A 19,590-nucleotide genomic window follows, 5' to 3' on the forward strand; every position below is an offset into this window, starting at 1 on the left:
CGGGGCGGAGTACGTCCGCCCCCCGGGAGGCCGGGCCGTCTCCGACCAGCCCTCTAACTGGTCCCGGTCAGTCCGGGCCGCTCGCCATCGGATTCATGAGATGGCAGGGCGCCCGGCCATGCCTGGGCAAGCCGCCAACATCATCACTTCCATCAGTAACATCCCCATACGTCCCCGCAGCGGGACGATCACGGCACGCATGGACATTGCGGCGCATGGCGGCTGGGCAGCGGGGGAGGACGGGTCGTCGGTGGGTGCTCAAGGACGCAACCGGCTGGAGCTCACCTGGGCAAACAAGGACCTCCGACTGCTCTCCCACGGCGAGGACACCTACGAGTGGGTCGACCCTGCGGACTGGCGGGTCTCCGAGGTGCGCCTACTCGACACGGTCGCCGAGGTCGGCGAGACCCCTGACGACAACCTGCGCATCCATGGGGACGCCCTGCACGCGCTGACCTCACTGGCCTCGGTCCCCGGATACGCGGAGCGCTACCTCGGCAAGGTCAAGCTGGTCTACATCGACCCGCCGTTCAACACCGGGCAGGCGTTCACCCACTACGACGACGCGGTCGAGCACTCGGTATGGCTGACGATGCTGCGCGACCGGCTGGTCCAGATTCGCCGGCTACTGGCTCGCGACGGCTCGGTCTGGGTGCATCTCGACGACGCGGAGGCGCACCGGGCACGCTGTGTGCTCGACGAGGTGTTCGGCGCGGAGAACTTCGTGGCCACGGTCGTCTGGCAGAAGGCGTACTCACCAAGAAATGACGCGCCAGCGTTCTCTACTGATCAGGACTACATTCTCGTCTACTCGAAGATGCCGGGTTGGCGGGGCAACCGCTGGGATCGCCTCGCGTCCCGCGACGCCCTGTATAGGTCCGCCGACGGCGACCCGCGTCCGTGGGTCTCCGGCGACCCGGCGGCTCCGAGTGCCCACCGCAACCAGACCTGGGTCTACGCCATCCAGTCGCCGTTCACCGGAGAGCTGGTGTATCCCGCCAAGGGGCGCTGCTGGGGCCAGAACCAGGACGCGATGCAGGCGATGGTCGAGGAGTGGGGCGTTCCCTACCGGCGCCAGCTGCTGGACGACGACGCCCGGCGCGCCCTCATCTGCGGCGTCCCGATCTCCGCACTCCGCAAAGGCGTCCCGGCCCTGATGGTCGACATGGGCCTCACGAAGGCCGAGAAAGTGGTCCGCGCGCGGCACGCCGAGGGCAGCTGGCCACGCCTGTACTTCACCAAGGGTGGTGACGGCGGCCTGAAGCTGAAGCGGTATCTCGACGAGATCAGCTCAACCCGGGCGCCGCAGACGCTCTGGCTCCACGCGGACGTCGGCCACTCGCGGTCCGCGAAGCACGAGATCAACCTGCTTTTCCCGACGAAACACCCTTCGCCACTCCAAAGCCCGAACGGCTCCTTCAGCGCATCATCCAGATCGGCTCTAACCCCGGCGACATCGTGGTGGACTGCTACGCAGGGTCCGGGACGACGGCCGCCGTAGCACACAAGATGGGGCGGCGATGGGTCGCTGTCGAGGTGTCGTCCGAGACGGTGGCGAGGTTCACGCTTCCAAGGCTTGAGAAGGTCGTCAACAACCAGGACCCGGGCGGCGTCACCTCGGAGGAGACCCCGACCGGGGAAAGCCTGCCTGAAGGGGTGCTTCCGGGTGCGGCCCGAGAGGCCGCGCGGACGCTCGACGCACTCGCCAAGGCAGGGCTGATCGACGGCGTGACCGGGCTGGACAAGGACACGACCAAGAAACTGCTGAGCACGCTTCGCGATCTCGACCGGACCAAGAGAGAGGTGCTCTGGGCCGGCGGCGGCGGCTTCCGACAACTCGCCGTCGCGCCGTCGCTGTTCACCACCATCGACGACATCGTCGTCCTCGCCGACTGGGCGACCAACGGCCGGCTCGCCGAGGCGGTGTGCGCGCAGCTCGGCTACGACCCCGAAGTCGACCCGCCGTTCGCCGGCCGCCGCGGCAATTCCCGTCTGACCGCGATCGACGGCATGCTCACCGCCGACATCGTCGACTACCTGATCGGCCATCTCGCCGGCAGGGAGAGCCTGCTGGTGGTCGCCCAGGCGCTGGAGCCCGGCGTGGAGGAATACCTGCGCCAGAAATGCCCCGGGTCGAAGGCGCGCAAGGTGCCCCGCGATCTGGCCCGCACAGGCCGCAGACCATCGATGGCTGTCCGCCTCGGAACTCGGGGGGCCGCATGAGCGCGCACCCGGCGATACCCCTGGACCTGGGCGCCGTGGAGGACGTCGCCGCGCGCCTCGACCTGCGAGTCCCGAACAGGGAGGCCCTCACCCGGGTCGCCGAGCGCTTCGACGACGCTGGCGGTGAACCCTTCGAGGTCGTCTGCGACCTAGCCACCGCCGTCGGCAAGACCTATCTCGCCGCCGCGATCATCGACTACCTTGCCGTCGCCGGCGTCCGTCACTTCCTGATCGTCACCCCGGGCAGGACGATCCTGAACAAGACCGTCGCGAACTTCACCGAGGGTCATCCCAAGAGCGTTCTCGGCGGTATGGATGCGAAGCCGCTGGTCGTGACGGCCGAGACGTTCAACACCGGTGCCGTCGCGAGTGCCCTTGACGCCCCCGACCAGGTCGTGCTGTTCGTGTTCAACGTCCAGCAGCTCATCCGGCCCGGGGAGAAGACCGCGCGCCGGACCCGCAAGTTCCAGGAGTGGCTGGGCGACACGCTGTACGAGTACCTGCGTGTCCAGAGCGACTTGGTCGTCATCTCCGACGAGCATCACGTCTACGCGGAGAAGGCCCGGTCGTTCTCCAACGCGATCCGCGACCTGGACGCCGCCGCCGTGATCGGCCTGACTGCCACTCCGGACCGCTCCGATCTCGACAAGGTCATCTACCGGTATCCGCTGGCCAGGGCGATCGCCGAGTGGTACGTCAAGACGCCGGTTCTCGTCGGCCGCCGCGACGACCGGGACGACGTCGAGACCCGGCTGCGCGACGGCGTGCAGCTGCTGCGCGCCAAGCAGCGGGCGGCCGACCTGTACACGGACGCGACCGATGCGCGGCCGGTGAACGCGGTCATGTTCGTCGTCGCGGACACGATCGACAACGCGAACCGGGTCGCCGAGGTGCTGCGCAAGCCGGGCCTGTTCGAGTCCGACTACGAGCAGCGCGTCCTGGTCGTCCACTCGGACGCGCCAGACGACGCGCTCGCCCGGCTGGAAGCCGTCGAGGAGCCCGACAGCCCGGTCCGGGTGATCGTCAGCGTGTCGATGCTCAAAGAGGGCTGGGACGTCAAGAACATCTTCGTGATCTGCTCCCTGCGCCCGTCGATCTCGGACGTCCTCACCGAGCAGACGCTCGGCCGAGGGCTGCGTCTACCCTGGGGCACCTACACCGACATCGAACTCCTGGACACCGTCGAAGTCCTCAGCCACGAACGCTACGAGGTGCTTCTGTCCAGGGCGGGAGTCCTCCTGGAGGGTCTGGTTGCCGAGCGGGCGGTCCCGAAGCCCCGCCCGGCACCCGACCAGAAGCGGCCGGGGGCTGCCGACTCGACGTCAGGATCACAGTCGCCAGCGGCGACCTCTGGCGGCTCGGGCGATGGCGCACCGGCTGCTCCTGCCGAGGAAACCGCCTCCCCAGGGACCGCGCAGGAAGGATCACAGGCCACAGTCCCCGCAGACCAGGGGGACCATGACGGCGAAGCGCCAGGCGGGGCGTCCTCGGAGAACGTCGGCGGCGACGCTTACGCCGTCGGGCCCGAGGCCGCACGAGGCCCTGATCTGAAGACGGTCCTGCTGGACGACCGGGTCGAAGACGCCGGTCGCCAGGCCGACGCCCTGACGTCCCAGATCGGTCCGCGCTGGGACGCCGCGGTGCGCATCCCCCAGGTCGACAGGAGGATCATCGCGCGGACCTTCTCTCTGTCCGACTTGCCTGACTCCCAGTTCCATAAGCTCGGCGCCCAGCTCGCCCTCGTCGGTGGAACAGCGCTGAACCGCAAAGTGCTCACGGTGCTCGCCGACCCGACCGCTGACAGCGGGTACCGGCTGGTACCCCAGCAGGCCAGCGACGTCATCGAGGCATCCATCCCGGAACTGCCACTCGGCGGGCTCCTGTCCGCGATCCAGAACACGATCCTGGATCGCCCGTATGTCACGGTGAACTCGGCGTCAGTCAACGCGGGCCGGAGGCTCGCCAAGGCCCTCATCGACGGCGCGGGCGGGGAGGAGCGACTCGCCGCCCACGTGAACGCCACACTCAGGGCTGTCGTCCTGCTGCTCGACAAGCACTACAAGGCGGCCCCGGCCCAGATCCGAGCGTTCGTCACCGACGTTCCGTTCGCCCCGGTCCGCACCAGCTCCCGCCCCGAGGAGCCCAACCGGTTCGGGAAATTCAGCCCGCAGGCCGCTTACTCCGGGTGGGCCAAGGCGCTGCACCACCTCAACTGGTTCGACAGCACCCCGGAACGGACGCTGGCGAACCTGCTCGACGAGGACGACAAGGTCGAGCTGTGGGCGCGAATCCAGCGGGGCGAGCTGGTCATCCACACCGACGCCGGTCGGTACTCCCCGGACTTCTACGTCCGAGGCGCCAACGGGGTGAACTTCCTCGTCGAGGTCAAGGCGGACCGCGACGTCGAGATAGGCGCCGTGCAGACCAGACGTGCCGCGGCGGAGGCGTGGTCCCGGCTGGTTACAGACCAGGGAACGATGGGCCAGTGGCGGTACGTCTTCGTCCCCGAAACGACGCTCAAGGTCGCGAAGACGTGGGAGAGCATCCTCGTGCAGGCCACGGAGACAGCCTGACCAGTGGACGCGTTTTCGCCTGCCAGATCACAACGCCGGCAAGCACGTCGTCCCTCCAGGGGCGCGCTGCATGACGTAGCAGCTGACCACGGTCGACGACGGGCCGCACCGGCCAACTCCGCGATGGCGGCCCGCGAGGCGCAGGCCTCGGCCGCCGATGTCGCGGCCTCCGACGGAGCGAGTGCGCGGACGACGGCGCGGCGCCCCGGAGACGCAGCGAGGCGCTCCATCGCGTCGCCGGCCTGCTGCGACCCGCCATCGCCGAGTTCTCCCGCTTCGCCTCGGATCTGCAAGCCGCCGGAAGGGACCCGGAGAGGCCCTCGGGAACAGGGACTGCTGCGGCACCTATAGCCCTCGCCGGAGCCGCTGGCGCCTGCGGGTCAAGCCGAGGCGGTACGCAGTCTGCCGGACGATCGGTCCGAACACGGCGGTCGCCCTTCACGGTACGCGAACCAATGGCGCCGACTTCGCCGTGCCGCTCGACGAGATCCCTCCTCCGGCAGGCACACCTCGCCCTCTACGGGCGTCGCACCCTACCGGGTTGGCGATAAGGCTGCTGCAGGAGGCAAACCCCGCAGCAGCTGGGCCATCCCCACGCGGTCTCAGCTGCCGAACAAGACGAGGTCGCCTTCCAGCTCCGGCGCCTGAGCGAGGCCGGATGCGTATGCCTGGTCGGGGTCCGGGTCGGCGGACTCGTCCTCGGCCGCGGCGGGAACGCCGAAGATACCCTCAATGTCCTCAATCGCATCTGCTGGGTCGGCAGAGGTGGTTCCTTCGTCATCCCCGGGATCGTCCGCAAGAGTGGGGAGCACGTACTCTTGGGCCAAGCCGGCGAGGTGTAGTGGCAGCGGGAGGGAAAGCGCGTCCAGGTAGTCGGGCGCTTGCCGAAGCTGGTGGGCAGCGAGCGCCAGCGCGTGCGGGTCGTCGCGCTCGTCTGGGTGGCAGCCGAGGACCGTAATCTCGACGAGGGTAGGGTTCCATGCGGGGACGCCGGTATCAATTGTGGGTTGCCCCCTGCGCGGTCCGGCGCGCAGGGGACGGGGGGCGAGTTTGTCGGCCTCGACAGCAGAGGATTTGAAGGTACTTGCCTTTTCAGTGGTGCTGTAGAAGACCCGAGCTGCGGTTGGTCGCGGCTCGCCTGCATCCGGCTCGTCGATGAGTTCGGTCCACAGACCAGCCGATAGGCCGTTAATTCCTGTCGGGCTGCCCAATCCCCACCATTGTGGCGTCTCTCGCCCGCTGGCGCTGCGGATACGGATCAGCCTCAGTCCCGGTGTGAGCCTGGCAGCCGGAGCATGGCCTGTGCGAATCTGATCAATTACTGTCTTGCCATCTTGCAGCCATGGCCAGTGCGATCGGCTGTTCTGAGAGTGCGCCATAAGGATAGTCGGTCGGCCGCGCAGATCGGTTGACCGCAGCATTCTCTGGAGGTAGCGAGCCGTATTCCGGCGCTGTTCTTCCATGGTCTGCCGCCAGACGCGGTAGGTCGCCCGCCGAGGTGTGGCGTCACCGTCGGCTGACCGCTGCCCAGGGACCGTGGACGGTGCATCCGCTGGCTCCGGTTCGGATTGAGTGGCCGGTATCTCTGCGAGGGCGGTCAGGCGCAACAGGAAATCTGGGTAGGGGATCCAAGCGCCGACTCCGTTGTCGGCCTTGGGGTCCCAGCCGCGGATGCGGGCTTCGCCGATGTGTTGTGGGTTCGGCTGGACGAGAACCGCGACGGGTACGTGGCGGGGCAGTCCGGTGCGGCTGTCCCCGCGGCGCTTGACCATCCATATGGCCGCGTACTGCAGGTCGGCGGGCAGTTGCCCTCCGAGTGTGTGCTGCGGTAGGACACGCACTCCGAGCTGTCGCAAGCCGTCCTGCCAGGCTGAGCGAGCACGGTGGGCAGCGTTCTTACGAAGGCTGGCGGTCTTGGGCAGGGCGGCGAACTGGGTGATGACTCCGGCGTCCGCGCAGCCGAGACGTAGGGCGAACTTGGGGTCATCGCGCGGTGTGGGGAAGTCTGCCCTACGGTTGATCTCGACGAGGGCGAGGGATGGCCGGGCGGGTTCGGCGCTGTCGGCTTGGAGGAACGCGGCCATGGCGGAGCGACGCGTGTTGATGGCGTTGGAGAGCGCTGGGAGTTTGGGCCGTGCCTTCGGGTCGATCCCGAGCGGCTCGGCGAGGCCGCCGATGAGCTTGAGGCAACGCAGACGCACGGTTAGTTCCGGAGTGCGCCAGGTGAGGAGCGCAGGGCTACCGGGTCTGGCGTTCTCATAGGCATCGGGCGCGAGGGCCGCCGCTCCGCCATCTCCGGCTAGTCCGAGCGTTGCTGCGAGCGCCCCGACCATGGTGTCGCGCATCTCTTCGGTCTGCCACAGCAAGCGGACTTCGAGGCTGGCGACGGCGTGGCCATCGGCTGCGGTGCCGCCGTTCGCAGGGATGCGTTCCGCATAGGCCTCCTGCGCGTGCGCCAACGCGGTACGCCGGGCATGAGCGGCGCGAGCTTCCTCGGCACTCCTTGCTTCCTGACCTTGGGGTTTGGTACGGGCATTGGCCGCGGTGTTCGGTGCCACCCAACTGCGACGCAGGTCGGCCGCCCGGACGAGGCCGTCCGGCAATGCTTGCTCGGCCCAGGCCGTGATTTGCGATCTCTGGTGCGACATGAACCCCGGGCCGACACCGTGCTCTCCCATGTGGGTGCTGTACACGATCGCGGCGCGGACGCCAGGTCCGTCCCCGATCCAGGCCGCCGGGTGGGTGAGGAGGTCGTGTGGCTCGGGAAAAGCCTCGTTGAGGGTGAGCCGGCGCAGGATGCCGGCCGGTCCGCGTCCGCGCCAGTCATACGCCTGCTGGTCGCGGTCCCAAGCGAGCCGGGCAACCGCAAAGCGGCGGCTGCGGGGAGCGCCGGGCAGCCAGGGCACGGTCGGCAGCAGGTAGACGGAGGTGTCACGCCCGAAAGGGAGACGGATGCGGCTGGCCGAGGCCTGGGGCCGGGTGGCCCAGCGGCGGATGCTGGCATGTAGGTGCAGGCGCGGCAGCGGGGAGAACGGAACGGTGTGGAGAGAGATGTTGAGGACGACGGAGAACCACCATACTCCGTCTTTGTCCTCGTGCGGTATCGGCTGGGACATGAGCTCCGCGCCTTGCTGGCGAGGTCCGCGTGGCACCGCGCGAAAGGTGAGAGTTTCAGCTCCGGTGTCGTAAGGTTCGAGGTTCACAATGCGGCGGGCGAGGTAGTCGGTGGCAAGCTGGAATTGGCGGGCAGCTGGGGCTGCCGTGCCGCCCACCGTGCAGCAGCAACCGAGCAGGTCCACCTTGACGTCTTCCCATGTGGGAGGTGTTGCCTTCAGCTCGTCGAGGGTGCGTGTGAGCAGAGCACGGTGCTCGGGTTCGCCGCGGAGGTCCTGAAGCCAGACGGTGATCAGCCGTTGGAGAGTGTCGCCGGGCAGAGGGTGCGCCTCGTCCGCTGGGGCGTATAGCCAGAAGTCCTCAGAGCCGTCGGTTGATTCGCCGCCCCGCCCGCGTACGATCAAGTCGGGGGCGAGGGTCTGAAGGACAGCATCCATGCGATAGGTAGGGACCGTTCGGAACGGCTCTTGGTCCTCGGTGCGTGTGGCGTTACACAGGTCCAGCAGACTGTCGCGCCACTGTTCGGGGAAAGGCAAGGCCCTGTACCGAGTGATGAGTGGTGGACCGCCGGGTGCGGGGTGGTAGGCGGCTCGGCGGATGATGGAGTATTCGAATCCCATGGCGGGCTCCTGGCGGGATCGGTGTGGCTGGAGGGGCCGAACTCAGTGGACTGGGCTGGCGGCCAGGCCGCAGAGGGCGTCGTACAACGGCTGGTAGAGCAGTTTCACAAGTTCGGGATCGGCTGGATCGGTAAAATCCGCAGGATCTGGATCGTCGCTGAGATAGGGGGCCAGAACCGCCCGTAGCCCGGCGAGCAGACTGGAGGCGGGGGTGTCCTGGCGTGCCTTCGCTTCGGGTGTTGCTGCAGGTGCCTGCGCGGCAGCAGTGCGAGGTGCGAACTTGGCGTCGACGAAAACGACCCGGGCAGGAACGCCGCCGCGCACCAGCCGACCGATCACCTGCCAGATCGTGACCAACTGGTCCCAGGCGAACGACGTCTTCTCAGCCGGTTTGAGCCGTGAGTACATGTAGCGACGGGACAACAGGCGCCGCCACTCCTCCCGTGCCGCGTGTCGGAACGCGAGCCCGGCTTTGTCCAGGTCGCCCGCCTTGGTGGCCAGCTCGTCGAACGTCCGGTAGCGGTTTGGTTCGCTCCCGAGGTGCTCGCGGGGCATGTTACGGACGAAGCGGGACGCCCAGTCGTTGATGGCCAAGATCGAGAGGGAGAGATCGTCCGGGCGTGGGTGCGGTCGGGCGAGAAAAAGGACCGTGCCGAAGGCTGCCTTGCGTTGGCTGTTGAGGATGTTGTGGCCTCGCTCGATGGCCATCAGGGGTGCGACCAGGAGCTCTGCTTCCTTGTCGTCAGCGAAGGACGCTAGATCTCCCCGCCGGACGGTCGAGGCACGCTGAGGGCGGTCTGCTTCGGCGCCGTCGCCTCGGATGGCCTGATGGAGTTCGGCGTCGTCCGCGACGAGTACCCTGACCCGGCCGCGCCATCGGTCGATCCCCTCCAGTCGGTCCGCAGCGATCGCTGCCTCCCGGTAGTTAGCGACCAGAAGCAGTGCCCGTCGGCGGTCTTCGTCGTCGATCCGAGAAAGCTCCTGTTCGAGGAGGCTGGGTAGTCCTCGCGTTCGTTTGCCGAGACGAGTGACCATGAGGCGCAGCATGGCCGGACGTACGTCGAGATCCTGCCCCGAGAGGCTGATCGGCTGACCTTCGTCATCATAGAGGAAGAGCGTGGTGAACACTGTGCGGCGGATCGCTTTCAGCGCCTTGGGGTTCGGTTTGAGGACCGCGCCGACTGGAGCGAGGACATGGGAACGGGTGGAGGCGCCAGCCCAGCTGGTTCCGGACATCAGGATCACATGCGGGCCGGATCGACCATTGGCGGGGTCGGATCCTAGGTCGGGTAGGGAAAGGAGCAGTTCGCGACCGACGCCGGCGCATCGGAAGAAGCGTAGCGTTCCGGAGCATCGGCCGTCCGAGTCGCGGTCTTCTCCATCCTCGTCTGGGAGATACTGGAAACCCAATACGTTTCCCATGGGGGCTTCGGGAACGATCGGTGCGTAGTCGAGCGGTGGCCGACGGGAGAGTTCATTGCCGGTAGAGTCCAGATGGAGGGCGGCTTCCACCCGGGGCCAGAGAAAAGTGAGCCGGTCGAGGCGTTGGTGCAGGGCGGCGAGCAGCAGGGTGAACTCCAAACGCCTGGTGGTCCGCTCGTACCACGGTTCGCTGCCGTGGACGTCAGCCGGGTCAGGTTCACATTGACCACGTGGGGCCTTGGGCGGTGGTAGTTCCCCGCGGGCCGCCGGGGAGTCGGCGAGGAGCCGATCGAGGACGGCGCGCACTCTGGTGCGCGTGCCCCGCTCATTAAGTGTATGAAGTAGGTCATGTGTGGCGGCGACGAGGAGGTCGGTGTCGGAGCCGTAGGGTGTGTTGTCTCCGAGAGGGTCGTCACGGAAGACGTCGAGGATTCTGGTGACCTCGTTCCGGCGCTGGGTCCACGGTGCTGCCTGTGGCCCTGTGGGAGTGTCGGTGTCGGTGTCCCCCTCGTCCTCGTAGGCGTCGGTCTCGTCGGCGGTGGCATCCGGGAGTCCGGCTGCTCGTTTGGCGAGCGATTCGAGGGTTGGATACCAGTCGGAGAGAAGCTTCTCCTGTAGAGTCCACGCGCTGAAGTACTCGATTTCAGACCATTTGCGCAGGTCTGGATCGCTGATCAGCATCTCGTATAGACGGTTGGTGGCGCTGCTGACGATGCTGAGAGAGACGGTCCACCGGGCGACGTCGGGTTCGGACAGCTGCAGGCGACCCTCGCGGGCCAGCTCCGCGATCTTGTGGGTGTGGAGGTGGTCGAGCCACGATTCGGGTCCCTTGAGGACCAAGGTGGCTGACGGAGCGAACATCTCGTCCAGGTTCATCTGTACCCGGTCGACCTCGTCCACGACGATAATATCGCTGCGCAGGCATGCGAGTTCCAGGTGACGCAGTCGTTCGTCGTTGAGATGGTGTGGAACGGGACTCTGTACCAGGCTGGCTGGATTGGCTACCCAGATCCACGCGTCTACCAAGGCCTGCGCTGCGCTATGCCTAGGGCAGGCGTACCAAAGGGGACAGCCAAGGGCGGGTCCTTGGTCATCGTCCTCACCGAGATGGGACGGACGCGAGCGGTCCCGGTTGCGGTCCCGGTAGCGGCCCGGCAATTCGATGGCGCCGGAATCCACCGCCGTGACAGTAGGCGGCGCAGGGGTCGAGTGTAGGTCGCTACATGGGGCGTCGGCGTAGCGCAACGGTTCGGCTGCTTCAGTGCCTCGCAGGGCATCGATGGCGCACGCGGTACTCAGGTCATCGAAGCCCGGGTCGTCGTGGTGGAGCAGCGAGGGAAGGCCTTTGGCCGCGAGCCGGCGGTGGAGCCGCTGCACGTTGCGTTCGCGAGTCGTGGAGCCGAGCACGGGGGCAGCGGCATCCTGGCCCAGTAGCTCCCGAAACAGCGTTACGAGGGTGAGCTGTTCGGCCACATCGCCGACCACGAGGGTGGTCCGCAACCTGCGCCGAGCAGCCCACACCGCGATTATGATCATGAGGGTGCTCTTGCCGGCGCCGACCATACCGACGAGGTGCAGCAACCGATCAAGGTGCAGTACTTTCGCTTCCTTGAAACGCGTGCCGTCGTCGGTCCGGCGGTCGAGTTGCAGGTCGCTCAGACGTTGCGCCCAATCTCCCTGGGACCGTCCACCAAGCTGCCGCTCGGTCTCGTCCATCCATTGGGCGGTGTCGGCGAGTTCCGCGAGCGGGATGTCCAGCGGGCCACCGTTGCTGGCGGATGCAGTCATGAGGTTGTGGCCGGCGATGGTTGTGGGAGGACATAGCTGTTCTGGGATGGTGACGGATGTTCGCCGGCGCCGGTCAGTGAAGCGGTGTGATCCTGGCCCTGCCAGCGTCAGCGGACGTAGCGCAAAGGCGGGGAGATTTTCCAGCGCGTTGTCATACGTCGAGAAGCGGTCCCCTGCGGCGGTAGGTTCGAGGCGCCGAGCAGGGCCCCCGTCGAGCGGGAGGCGGTAGCCGCGGAGGTGCTCGGGGACCTGCCGATATGCTTCGAGGCTCTGGTGCCACGTGCGCCGCCGGCGCATCGTCCAGAGCAGATGCCGGGCGCAGCTCAGCAACTGTTCGTCGGCGGCGTCGGTAATGAGTCCCATGGCGCGGGCAAATGGGTAACCCCCGAGCAGGGACCAGGCACCTTCGGCTGGCTGATCCGGGGCAAGGCGTTCCAGCAGTCGCAGCCCGAGTTCGACCTGGCAGAGTACCGAAGGTCTGATGACGGTGAGGTCTGCCGGCCATACGTGCGAGAGGTCCTTGACCGTCTTGCCATACCACGCCGCTCGGTCACGCATCGGCAATTCCTTTCTCAGAAATGAGCCCGTGCGTCGCGTCACGCAACCTACGTTTGGCGGCTTTCAGTAATTCACGGTCCGTAAGAAGCGGAAGGCGGCGTGCGGCCTCTGGCCGGTTTCGCCGATAGACGGCCAGGTAGCCGGGGCGGGCATCGACTCGGTGGCGTGGCACGACCCAGAATGCCTCGTCGTACGGCGGTTCAGGGCGGACCGGTGCCGCTTCGCGGCCGAGAAGGGCAGGATTCGCCCAGTCCTTGACGTCGACGGCCCAAACATGCCCGTCGGGGAAGGTGATCCGCAGGTCATATGCGTCGAAGCCGGGCCACATCTCGACCTGCAACCTCAGTGACCGCAACCCCGCCTCCAGATCGAGTTCGGCTCGGCCCGGCCCGGTGACGAACTGACGCAGGGGACGGGCGAGTTGGTGCAGCTGGCCGGTTTCCTGTGCTACCAGAGCAGGACCGGGCACAGGCGTGCCCTGCTTGCGGCACTGATCGCGCTCGCACCACCACCCGCCGTCTGCGAGGGGAGTCAACAGCGTGAGACAGCGACGGCACGTGGTGTAACAGCCGTGGTCGAGATACCCATCTGGTACTGGTTCATAGATTTGCTCGACCAGGTCGCGCACTGGTTCCAGAAGGTGGTCGGTGGCCACTCGGAAAAAGTCGTTGGCGGTGAGTACCGGTTGCTCGACGAGTAGCCGACGAAAGGCGGTATAGGATTCCGGCGCACCGGCTTGCCGGCACAGTTGCATTGCGCTGTGCACGACCAGCCGATCGTACTGTCGACCGGCACTGTCCCGGGTCTTAAGTGCCCACTCGTGGCATAGCTCGGTAGGTGCTCCCGAGGCGGGGTCGAGGAGAAAATGGTCAGGGGCGACAGCGTCCTCGGGTAGATGCAGTGGCCAGTCTGCGACCGGACGCTCCCGGCACCAGGACAGAAGATCAGGCAGGCTACGCGGTGGCTCGGCGCCGCGTAGAAGGCAGCGCAGGACGGTGCGGTCCAAGGCTCGCTGAGCTTCGGCCGGGTAAGGGAGGACGAATGACTCCAGACTGTCGAGATCGGCGAGGTCGATCACGGCGGTGGCGATGGTCCGCAGCAGCGTGATGCCGCTATGGGCGGCCCACTCCTCTGGGGCAAGCGGTGGCAGCGTGGGGGACATAGGGACCTCGTCTTCTAGTCGGCCGCGGCGCTGGTGAGATGCTGCTGCCCAGGCCGACACCAGCCGAGCGCCTCGCAGTCATCGCAATGCCGTCCCGGCTTTGGCATGTAGACGGTGTCCTGGTTCCAGGAGTGCGCCAGATCGGCGATGACCGTTCTAGCTTCGGCGACGGTGGCGTCCAGTCCGGGGTCGACCTCTTCAAGGCCGCAGTCGTCGGGGTAGAGGAGTTCCAACTCGATCCGGGAGCGGCTCAGGTCGCCGCCGAGCGCCCCAGACGCGACCAGCAGGACAGCGAGTGCGAGTTGGGGATACTGCTGTAGCAGCGGGCGCCCCTCCCATAGGTAGCTCGTGGTCGTCTTGGTCTCCCGCCAGATCCAGCCGCCCGCGCGGGTGTACAGCAGATCTGGAGTGGCGACCAGCAGGAGGTCGAGCTCGGGGTCGTAGGCGGTAACTTGCCGTTGGACAAGGACCTTCTCGCTCTCCGCAAGTCCATCGAGTGGGCACAGCGCGGCGTGTTGAGCGAGCATGCGGGCGCCGAGGCGGGCCTCATCGCCGACAATAGAAAGCGCACCAGCCGACCACTGGCTGGGGTCGTCAGGTCCTGGGAGTCCGCGGCAGCCAGCCGCCGGGCGAGCTTCGTGCCGCGTGTTCAGCCAGGCATCGACCGCTCGGCCGCGGCGGATGGCGTCGTTCTCCTGCTGGTCGCCTCGGAGCTTCAACTGCCGGGTGAGGTGGTAACGCGCTGGGCATGCCGCGTAGGCGCGCAGGTCAGAGACGGAGAGGCTACGACGGGGTCGCCGGGCGGCGTCGATCCCCAGGATTCCGGGACTTTGGTGCACCGCGGTGCAGCCGACCAGCGCCTTGCACTTGACGCAGTCGGAGCCGGGAGCGAGGTCGGAGCCCTCGACCGTCCTGGCCAGGGCCGCCGCCGCCTCGGCAGAGTAGCGGCGAGCGACTTCCTCGCAGTCCCAGTCAAGAAGTTGGACGGTGCTGCCGTCCGTGCAGCCGAACGAGACGATGCGTACCTGCTGAGGGCGGGTGTAGTGCGCTGGCGAGAGATCGGCTAGCGGTGTGTGGCGCCGGTTGAATGCGTCGTTGGCACAAGGTTCGCCGAAGGCCGCCACGTACGCGGCGGCAGCTAACTCTGCGTCCCCGGGGCGCGTCGCGGCGGTGCCCGGCCTCAGCAGCCAGATCTCCCGGATGGCGCCGTCCAGTGACGCGTAGCGGCGTCCCCAACAGGTCTGTTCGTAGTACGTGGCGCCCCGGTGGTCGGCAGACGGCAGTTCGCGCCGCGCCACCCACACATGTTCGACAGGGTGGGTACGCTGCCGGCCCACCGCCTCCTGCGACGCCTGATCGGCCTGCCGTGCAGCCAGGTATCGCGCGGTCATGGCCGCAGTCCAGGTCACGAGACCGTCATGAGCAGGCCGTTCGCGGTTGCGGGGGCGCTGGTATTCGACCATGTCGAGGGCTGTCATTAGCGCCCCGAGCGCGAAGGTTTGCAGGGGATCCTTGGTGCTCTGGCTGGCAGACCTCGCGACGACGCCGGGGCGCGATCTAACCGCGCCCGCGGCGGGACAGTTCCGGGGATCGTCGCGAGCAGCCCACGTGCCTGTACGCACGAAGGAACGGTTGCCGACGATCCCCGAGGGTGGCAGCCAGTCAGCCATCAGGTCGCCGCTCCGATCCATGGGTTGCGTCAGGGCGTCTACGACACCGGCCTACGAGGCCGGTGGGGACACGAACAGAGAACCAGATACTGTGTACTCAGTCAACACGCGATCCGTTGATCGCTGGGAGCAGCTATGGTGTCGCCCACCGCGGCACCGGTGAGCAGGGGCTGTGGCTGGACGAGGCTGGAGACCGACCGGAGAGGCCCGCATGGACAGTGGTGAGTTGATAGGAGGCCGCTACCGGCTGCGGGAGGTTCTGGGCAGCGGCGGCATGGCGCGCGCCTGGCGCGCCGAGGATGAAGAGCTGGGTCGCCCGGTCGTGATCAAGACTCCGCGTTTCGACTTCAACGCCGACGGCGGCTACGACACGGAGGACATACTACGCGACCGTAGTGAACGAATGGGCCGCTTCCGTCGGGAGGCCCGACTCCTCGCTCAGGTGCGGCATCAAGGTATTCCCGAGGCCTACGGGCACGGTGAGCACCATGGTCAGCCTTACCTTGCCATGCAGTTCATCGACGGGCAGACCCTCCATGACTTCCTCAACGAGCATTGGCCCTTGCCAATCGGAGCGGCGGTAGCGATCGCAGCGCAGGCGACAGAAGCACTTGGCGCCGCGCACGAGCTGCAGATCGTGCACCGCGACCTCAAGCCGCACAACATCCTGCTCGCACACGATGGTGGGGTGTTCCTTATCGACTTCGGTATCGCTAAACCACTATGGACGGATGCCACTCGGTATACCAGCGCCGGCGCCTCGATAGGCACCGACGGCTACAAGGCTCCCGAGCAACTGCTAGAGCGTGATATTACTCCCAGGACCGATCTCTATGTCCTGGGCTGCGTGCTCCACAAGCTTTTGACTGGTCGGCCACCCTTTATCAAGGAACCCGGAGATTCTGGCATCGTCGACCAGCACCTTAACCGTGCACCCGCACCACTGTGCGTGTACGGCAATGTCCCCGACGATCTCGACCGGCTGGTCCTCAATTTGTTGGAGAAGGACCCGCGTAACCGGCCCGCCGATACGGCAGCGGTGCTTGAAGCGCTTGCCCCTCACCTGCCCCGGCTCGGAGACCCAGCTCCTGAGCCGATCCTTACCCCCGACCCGACGTTGCCGTTCCGCAAGCCGCGTGCAATCCGGACCTCTGTTGCCTCGTCGGAAGCACGTACGGTCGTGCAGCCGGCGCAGCTTCGGCGTACGCGTACCAGCCGCTTCCTGACCCGGTCGCAGACAGCAGACCTCCTCGTGCGAGCGAAAGAGAAATTGCGCAACGGAGATCCGGAAGCAGCCTGCCAAGACCTCGCCGGGCTCCTGAAAGGAGCATTGAAATCCCTCGGCACCCCGGACGACCTGGTCGACCAGGTTCGCCTCGCCTACGCGGACAGTCTTCGCATCGCCGGCGACTGCCAAAAAGCAGCTGAACTTTACTCCGAGATTATTGACGATCACAATCAGGTGCCAAATCTGGACGGCGAGAAGACCACTCTGATCCTGTGCTCAAGACTCGGAGCGGCCGAGAGCCTCGCCGCCCTAGGGCAGTTGGAGGACGGAGGGCTGGCCGTTCTGCGCGCCATCGTCCCACTCGTGACGCGGCTTCCACAGCACCTCGGTATCGAGGTGTCCAAGCGGTGTAAGGATCTCGGCCTTCAGCTAGTTGAACTCGGCTACGACACTGCTGCGGCCCGCCGCCTCCTGGAAGAATTGCCGACATTCAAGAGCGGCGCCTGATTCGCACCACACCCCAGTTCGCCTCTTTCGATTATCGGAGGCTTCCCGCCAGCAGGAACTCACTCAGGCCGCGTACCAGATTCGACCCGATGCCCTCGGTCTCACGGAGCGACTCTGCGAACCTTGCGAGTAGCCGCGCGGCGTCGCCGTAGCGTCGCTGCTCTTCCAGCGGGAGGCTCAGCACCTGGAGTCTGCGAACATCAACCCGGGCGGACGCCGACGAATGAGTACCCGCACGCCGCATGTTAGATGGTGCTCGCAGACATCCCGCCAAAAACCAAGAATCAACCAGCGAAGAGTCCGGTCGCAGTATGTGAATCTTCGAGCCAACCGCAATTGGCGATTGCGACGCAACCCAGGCCGAAAATGCCCGCGAGACCGCAACGACCACCACATCGCCGGCCGCGGTGATCGTTAGTTCACCTGCCTGTTCGGCGGCTGCGGCCTCCTCGCCCGGTAGCCAGCCAGAGGGACGTCCTCCAAGCAGCACATCCTGCACCGTAAGTACGGGCACCGCTCCCGGCGGTGCCTTTCCCGCACGCACCGATGCCTCCGCAGGGCTTCGCCCGGTGAGCAATTCCAAAGCGCCTGCCCGCACCAAGTCACCAACGAGCGCGAGAGGTTGCCCGGCGCCGCTCTCGGGCGCGGACTCCACCTTTGCCAGCGCCCCAGACAACTCGCGTAGGTCGTCGAGCAGCGCGACCAGACGGCTCCAGGATCTGCGCATCTCCAAGGCCGCCGATTCTGCGGCCGACGGCACCTGCCGTGCCGGCGTCAAATCAACCCGATCGTCGAGGAGGTCTATGACAGGGACGGACACCCAACCATAGCCGTCGCCACGCAACGCACCTAGCACTCGCTCCCGCAATCCGGCCCAGTCCACCGTTTCCCTGCCACCACTGAGCGGCCCCTGATCTGTATCCGCGCCTGAGGTGGCCGCATCCACAAGGAGAAGTTCACTGTTTGCCGTGGCAGGTTCGTTGTCTCCAGGTGCCTGCAGTAGCCACAGATGGAGAGCGAGGCTATACGGCGGCGCGCATCCGGCCGGCAGCGCCACGATCGCGCGGATCACACCGGCCCGCAGCAGAGCAGCTCTGATTTTCCGGCCCGCTGGCCGAGAAGCCACCGCGGGCGGCATCAGGAGTACCGCTATCCCCTCTGGCGCGAGCCGCGCGAGGGCATGCTGGACCCAGGCGAGTTCAGATTCACTGCGTGGCGGAAGGCCGTAGACCCACCGCCGATCGGTAGCAAGCTCTTCATATCCCCAATTCCGCGTGTTGAACGGGGGGTTGGATAGAATGACGTCAACCCGGTCTGCAGGGTACCCGTCAGCGCGCAGCGTGTCACCAACTCGAATACTTGGCGACGCTTTATCCAAACCGCAGGTCTCGGCTGGATTCACCGCCTTGCGAAGTGTCAGCCTTGCGGCGGCGAGAGATGCCAATACCGGATCAATCTCCTGACCCAGCAGCTGGATCTTTCGATTTGCCGCTCCCTGACGTACCGAGTCGCCCCACTGTTCGAATGCGGCCGTCAGCAGCCCGCCAGTACCACACGCAGGATCCAACACGGTATGGATGACGCCAGCGGGACCAGCGACCGTGTTCGCCAACTCTGCCATCAGGCGCGCCAATGGCTCCGGAGTAAAACTGATTTGCCGAGCATTGGCCTGTTGCCAGCGATGCAGTAAATACTCGTATGTCTCTCGCGTCCCGTCTCGCTGGGCGACTTCCTCGATCTGATTGACCACCGTCAATTGATTTGACGTCAGGGTTAGCTTCGCCTCGGCCCGGTCCACGATCCCTGCCAGACGAGCTCCCGCAGTAGCGATCACGGCTCCGGCCGAATCCCGCATGCCGAGCGCTTCCAGATGCGGCCACAGCGTCTCTGGTGGGTTGGCCTCCACGACCTTACCGGTCATCTGGAGCCATAGACGGACTTCCGCCATCGAGAACAGTGGACTACTGTCAGTACCGCCTATGGGATCAGGGAAGGTGGCGTGCCGCCGACGCCAGTTACTCACTGCGGCCCTGCCCACGCCTGCGATGCGGGCAATCTCTGCCAGCGTCACTGGGACAGCGGAGCCCTCTGCGTCAGGCACAGCACTCTCCCACCGGTCGGTGACTGACAGCGATCACCGTATCCAGGAATTGGGTGCACTGGCAGCCAACGGGGCGGCGCCTTCGGATGCTTGCCTGGCAGCAGACTTGCATGTTGACAAGGTACACAGGGATCCCGCCTCCTAGGGCTGTCGCCTCGCCTGGCGTAGGAAATCGAAGAGTGCTGTCGCTCATAGCGGAGTGCAGGTGAGGTCGGGTTGTCCGCCCCCGGCGGGATTGTCTGTTCCCATCGGCGCGCGGTCAGTCCCACTGACTGGGCACGCGGCCGAACCGGATGCACCCTCGGCAGTCACCGGCTCTGCCCGCCGACGCCGTGACCTTCCTCGGTGTGATCAAGGCAGCGCAGTGGCTCGGGTTCACCCTCGGCGAGGGGAGGTCGCCGACCTGCTCGATGCCAGCCGCCGCCACCCCACCAGGGCGCTGGAGGAGCGTGCCTTGGCGAAACTCGACAAGATCAACACCAGGATCCGCGACCTGGAGACGAGCCGAACCCCTGTGGCCGATGTGGTTGGGGCCGGCTGCGACAGCCTCACCGACTGCACCTGCCTCACTGCCCTACGTTGAAGTCGCCCGACGCCCACCCGACCACCCCGACACCATCCCGC

10 protein-coding genes are annotated in these 19,590 nt (G+C 66.5%); 5 read left to right on the forward strand and 5 right to left on the reverse strand.

All coding sequences use genetic code 11. The annotated features are described in order from the left end of the window. The first annotated feature begins 199 nt into the window (after positions 1-199). The 3 genes from AC08OV_RS16680 to AC08OV_RS16690 are packed head-to-tail and all read left to right on the forward strand — an operon-like array spanning position 200 to position 4,796. A complete protein-coding gene (locus AC08OV_RS16680) occupies positions 200-1,501 on the forward strand; it encodes a site-specific DNA-methyltransferase (protein WP_476619908.1) in 1,302 nt (433 codons plus the stop codon). Continuing rightward, complete coding sequence (locus AC08OV_RS16685; RefSeq protein WP_476614130.1) at positions 1,435-2,223, forward strand: DNA methyltransferase; 789 nt, start codon at positions 1,435-1,437, stop codon at positions 2,221-2,223. Before AC08OV_RS16680 ends, AC08OV_RS16685 begins: the two co-directional genes overlap by 67 nt. Beyond that, positions 2,220-4,796, forward strand: a complete 2,577-nt coding sequence (locus AC08OV_RS16690; protein WP_476614126.1) for a DEAD/DEAH box helicase family protein — start codon at positions 2,220-2,222, stop codon at positions 4,794-4,796. Before AC08OV_RS16685 ends, AC08OV_RS16690 begins: the two co-directional genes overlap by 4 nt. Positions 4,797-5,398: 602 nt before the next feature. On the opposite strand, the gene AC08OV_RS16695 is transcribed toward AC08OV_RS16690, so the two are convergent. The 4 genes from AC08OV_RS16695 to AC08OV_RS16710 are packed head-to-tail and all read right to left on the reverse strand — an operon-like array spanning position 5,399 to position 15,130. Then, positions 5,399-8,530 carry a pPIWI_RE module domain-containing protein gene (locus tag AC08OV_RS16695; RefSeq protein WP_476614127.1) on the reverse strand — a complete coding sequence of 1,044 codons (3,132 nt, stop codon included), beginning with the start codon at positions 8,528-8,530 and terminating at the stop codon, positions 5,399-5,401. 42 nt (positions 8,531-8,572) lie between these two features. After that, complete coding sequence (locus tag AC08OV_RS16700) at positions 8,573-12,298, reverse strand: pPIWI_RE_Z domain-containing protein (protein ID WP_476614128.1); 3,726 nt, start codon at positions 12,296-12,298, stop codon at positions 8,573-8,575. Beyond that, positions 12,291-13,460: a pPIWI_RE_Y domain-containing protein gene (locus tag AC08OV_RS16705; protein ID WP_476619909.1), complete on the reverse strand. Its 1,170-nt coding sequence runs from the start codon at positions 13,458-13,460 to the stop codon at positions 12,291-12,293. Before AC08OV_RS16705 ends, AC08OV_RS16700 begins: the two co-directional genes overlap by 8 nt. Positions 13,461-13,474: 14 nt before the next feature. Next, complete coding sequence (locus tag AC08OV_RS16710) at positions 13,475-15,130, reverse strand: PD-(D/E)XK nuclease family protein (protein ID WP_476615295.1); 1,656 nt, start codon at positions 15,128-15,130, stop codon at positions 13,475-13,477. A gap of 211 nt (positions 15,131-15,341) precedes the next feature. On the opposite strand from AC08OV_RS16710, the gene AC08OV_RS16715 reads away from it, so the two are divergent. Beyond that, complete coding sequence (locus AC08OV_RS16715) at positions 15,342-16,865, forward strand: serine/threonine-protein kinase (RefSeq protein ID WP_476615294.1); 1,524 nt, start codon at positions 15,342-15,344, stop codon at positions 16,863-16,865. 31 nt (positions 16,866-16,896) lie between these two features. On the opposite strand, the gene AC08OV_RS16720 is transcribed toward AC08OV_RS16715, so the two are convergent. Further along, a complete protein-coding gene (locus AC08OV_RS16720; protein WP_476615293.1) occupies positions 16,897-18,888 on the reverse strand; it encodes an HsdM family class I SAM-dependent methyltransferase in 1,992 nt (663 codons plus the stop codon). A gap of 442 nt (positions 18,889-19,330) precedes the next feature. Here AC08OV_RS16720 and AC08OV_RS16725 point away from each other — a divergent pair, with 442 nt between their 5' ends. After that, positions 19,331-19,549, forward strand: a complete 219-nt coding sequence (locus AC08OV_RS16725; protein WP_476615292.1) for a hypothetical protein — start codon at positions 19,331-19,333, stop codon at positions 19,547-19,549. Positions 19,550-19,590 lie beyond the last annotated feature (41 nt).

This window comes from Frankia sp. CeTa3Moorea (genome assembly GCF_978021225.1).

Coding starts and splice junctions, on each gene's coding strand:
- AC08OV_RS16710 (WP_476615295.1), bottom strand. CDS start 15,130: ATGGCTGACTGGCTGCCACCCTCGGGGATCGTCGGCAACCGTTCCTTC.
- AC08OV_RS16680 (WP_476619908.1), top strand. CDS start 200: ATGGACATTGCGGCGCATGGCGGCTGGGCAGCGGGGGAGGACGGGTCG.
- AC08OV_RS16715 (WP_476615294.1), top strand. CDS start 15,342: ATGGACAGTGGTGAGTTGATAGGAGGCCGCTACCGGCTGCGGGAGGTT.
- AC08OV_RS16705 (WP_476619909.1), bottom strand. CDS start 13,460: ATGTCCCCCACGCTGCCACCGCTTGCCCCAGAGGAGTGGGCCGCCCAT.
- AC08OV_RS16690 (WP_476614126.1), top strand. CDS start 2,220: ATGAGCGCGCACCCGGCGATACCCCTGGACCTGGGCGCCGTGGAGGAC.
- AC08OV_RS16695 (WP_476614127.1), bottom strand. CDS start 8,530: ATGGGATTCGAATACTCCATCATCCGCCGAGCCGCCTACCACCCCGCA.
- AC08OV_RS16700 (WP_476614128.1), bottom strand. CDS start 12,298: ATGCGTGACCGAGCGGCGTGGTATGGCAAGACGGTCAAGGACCTCTCG.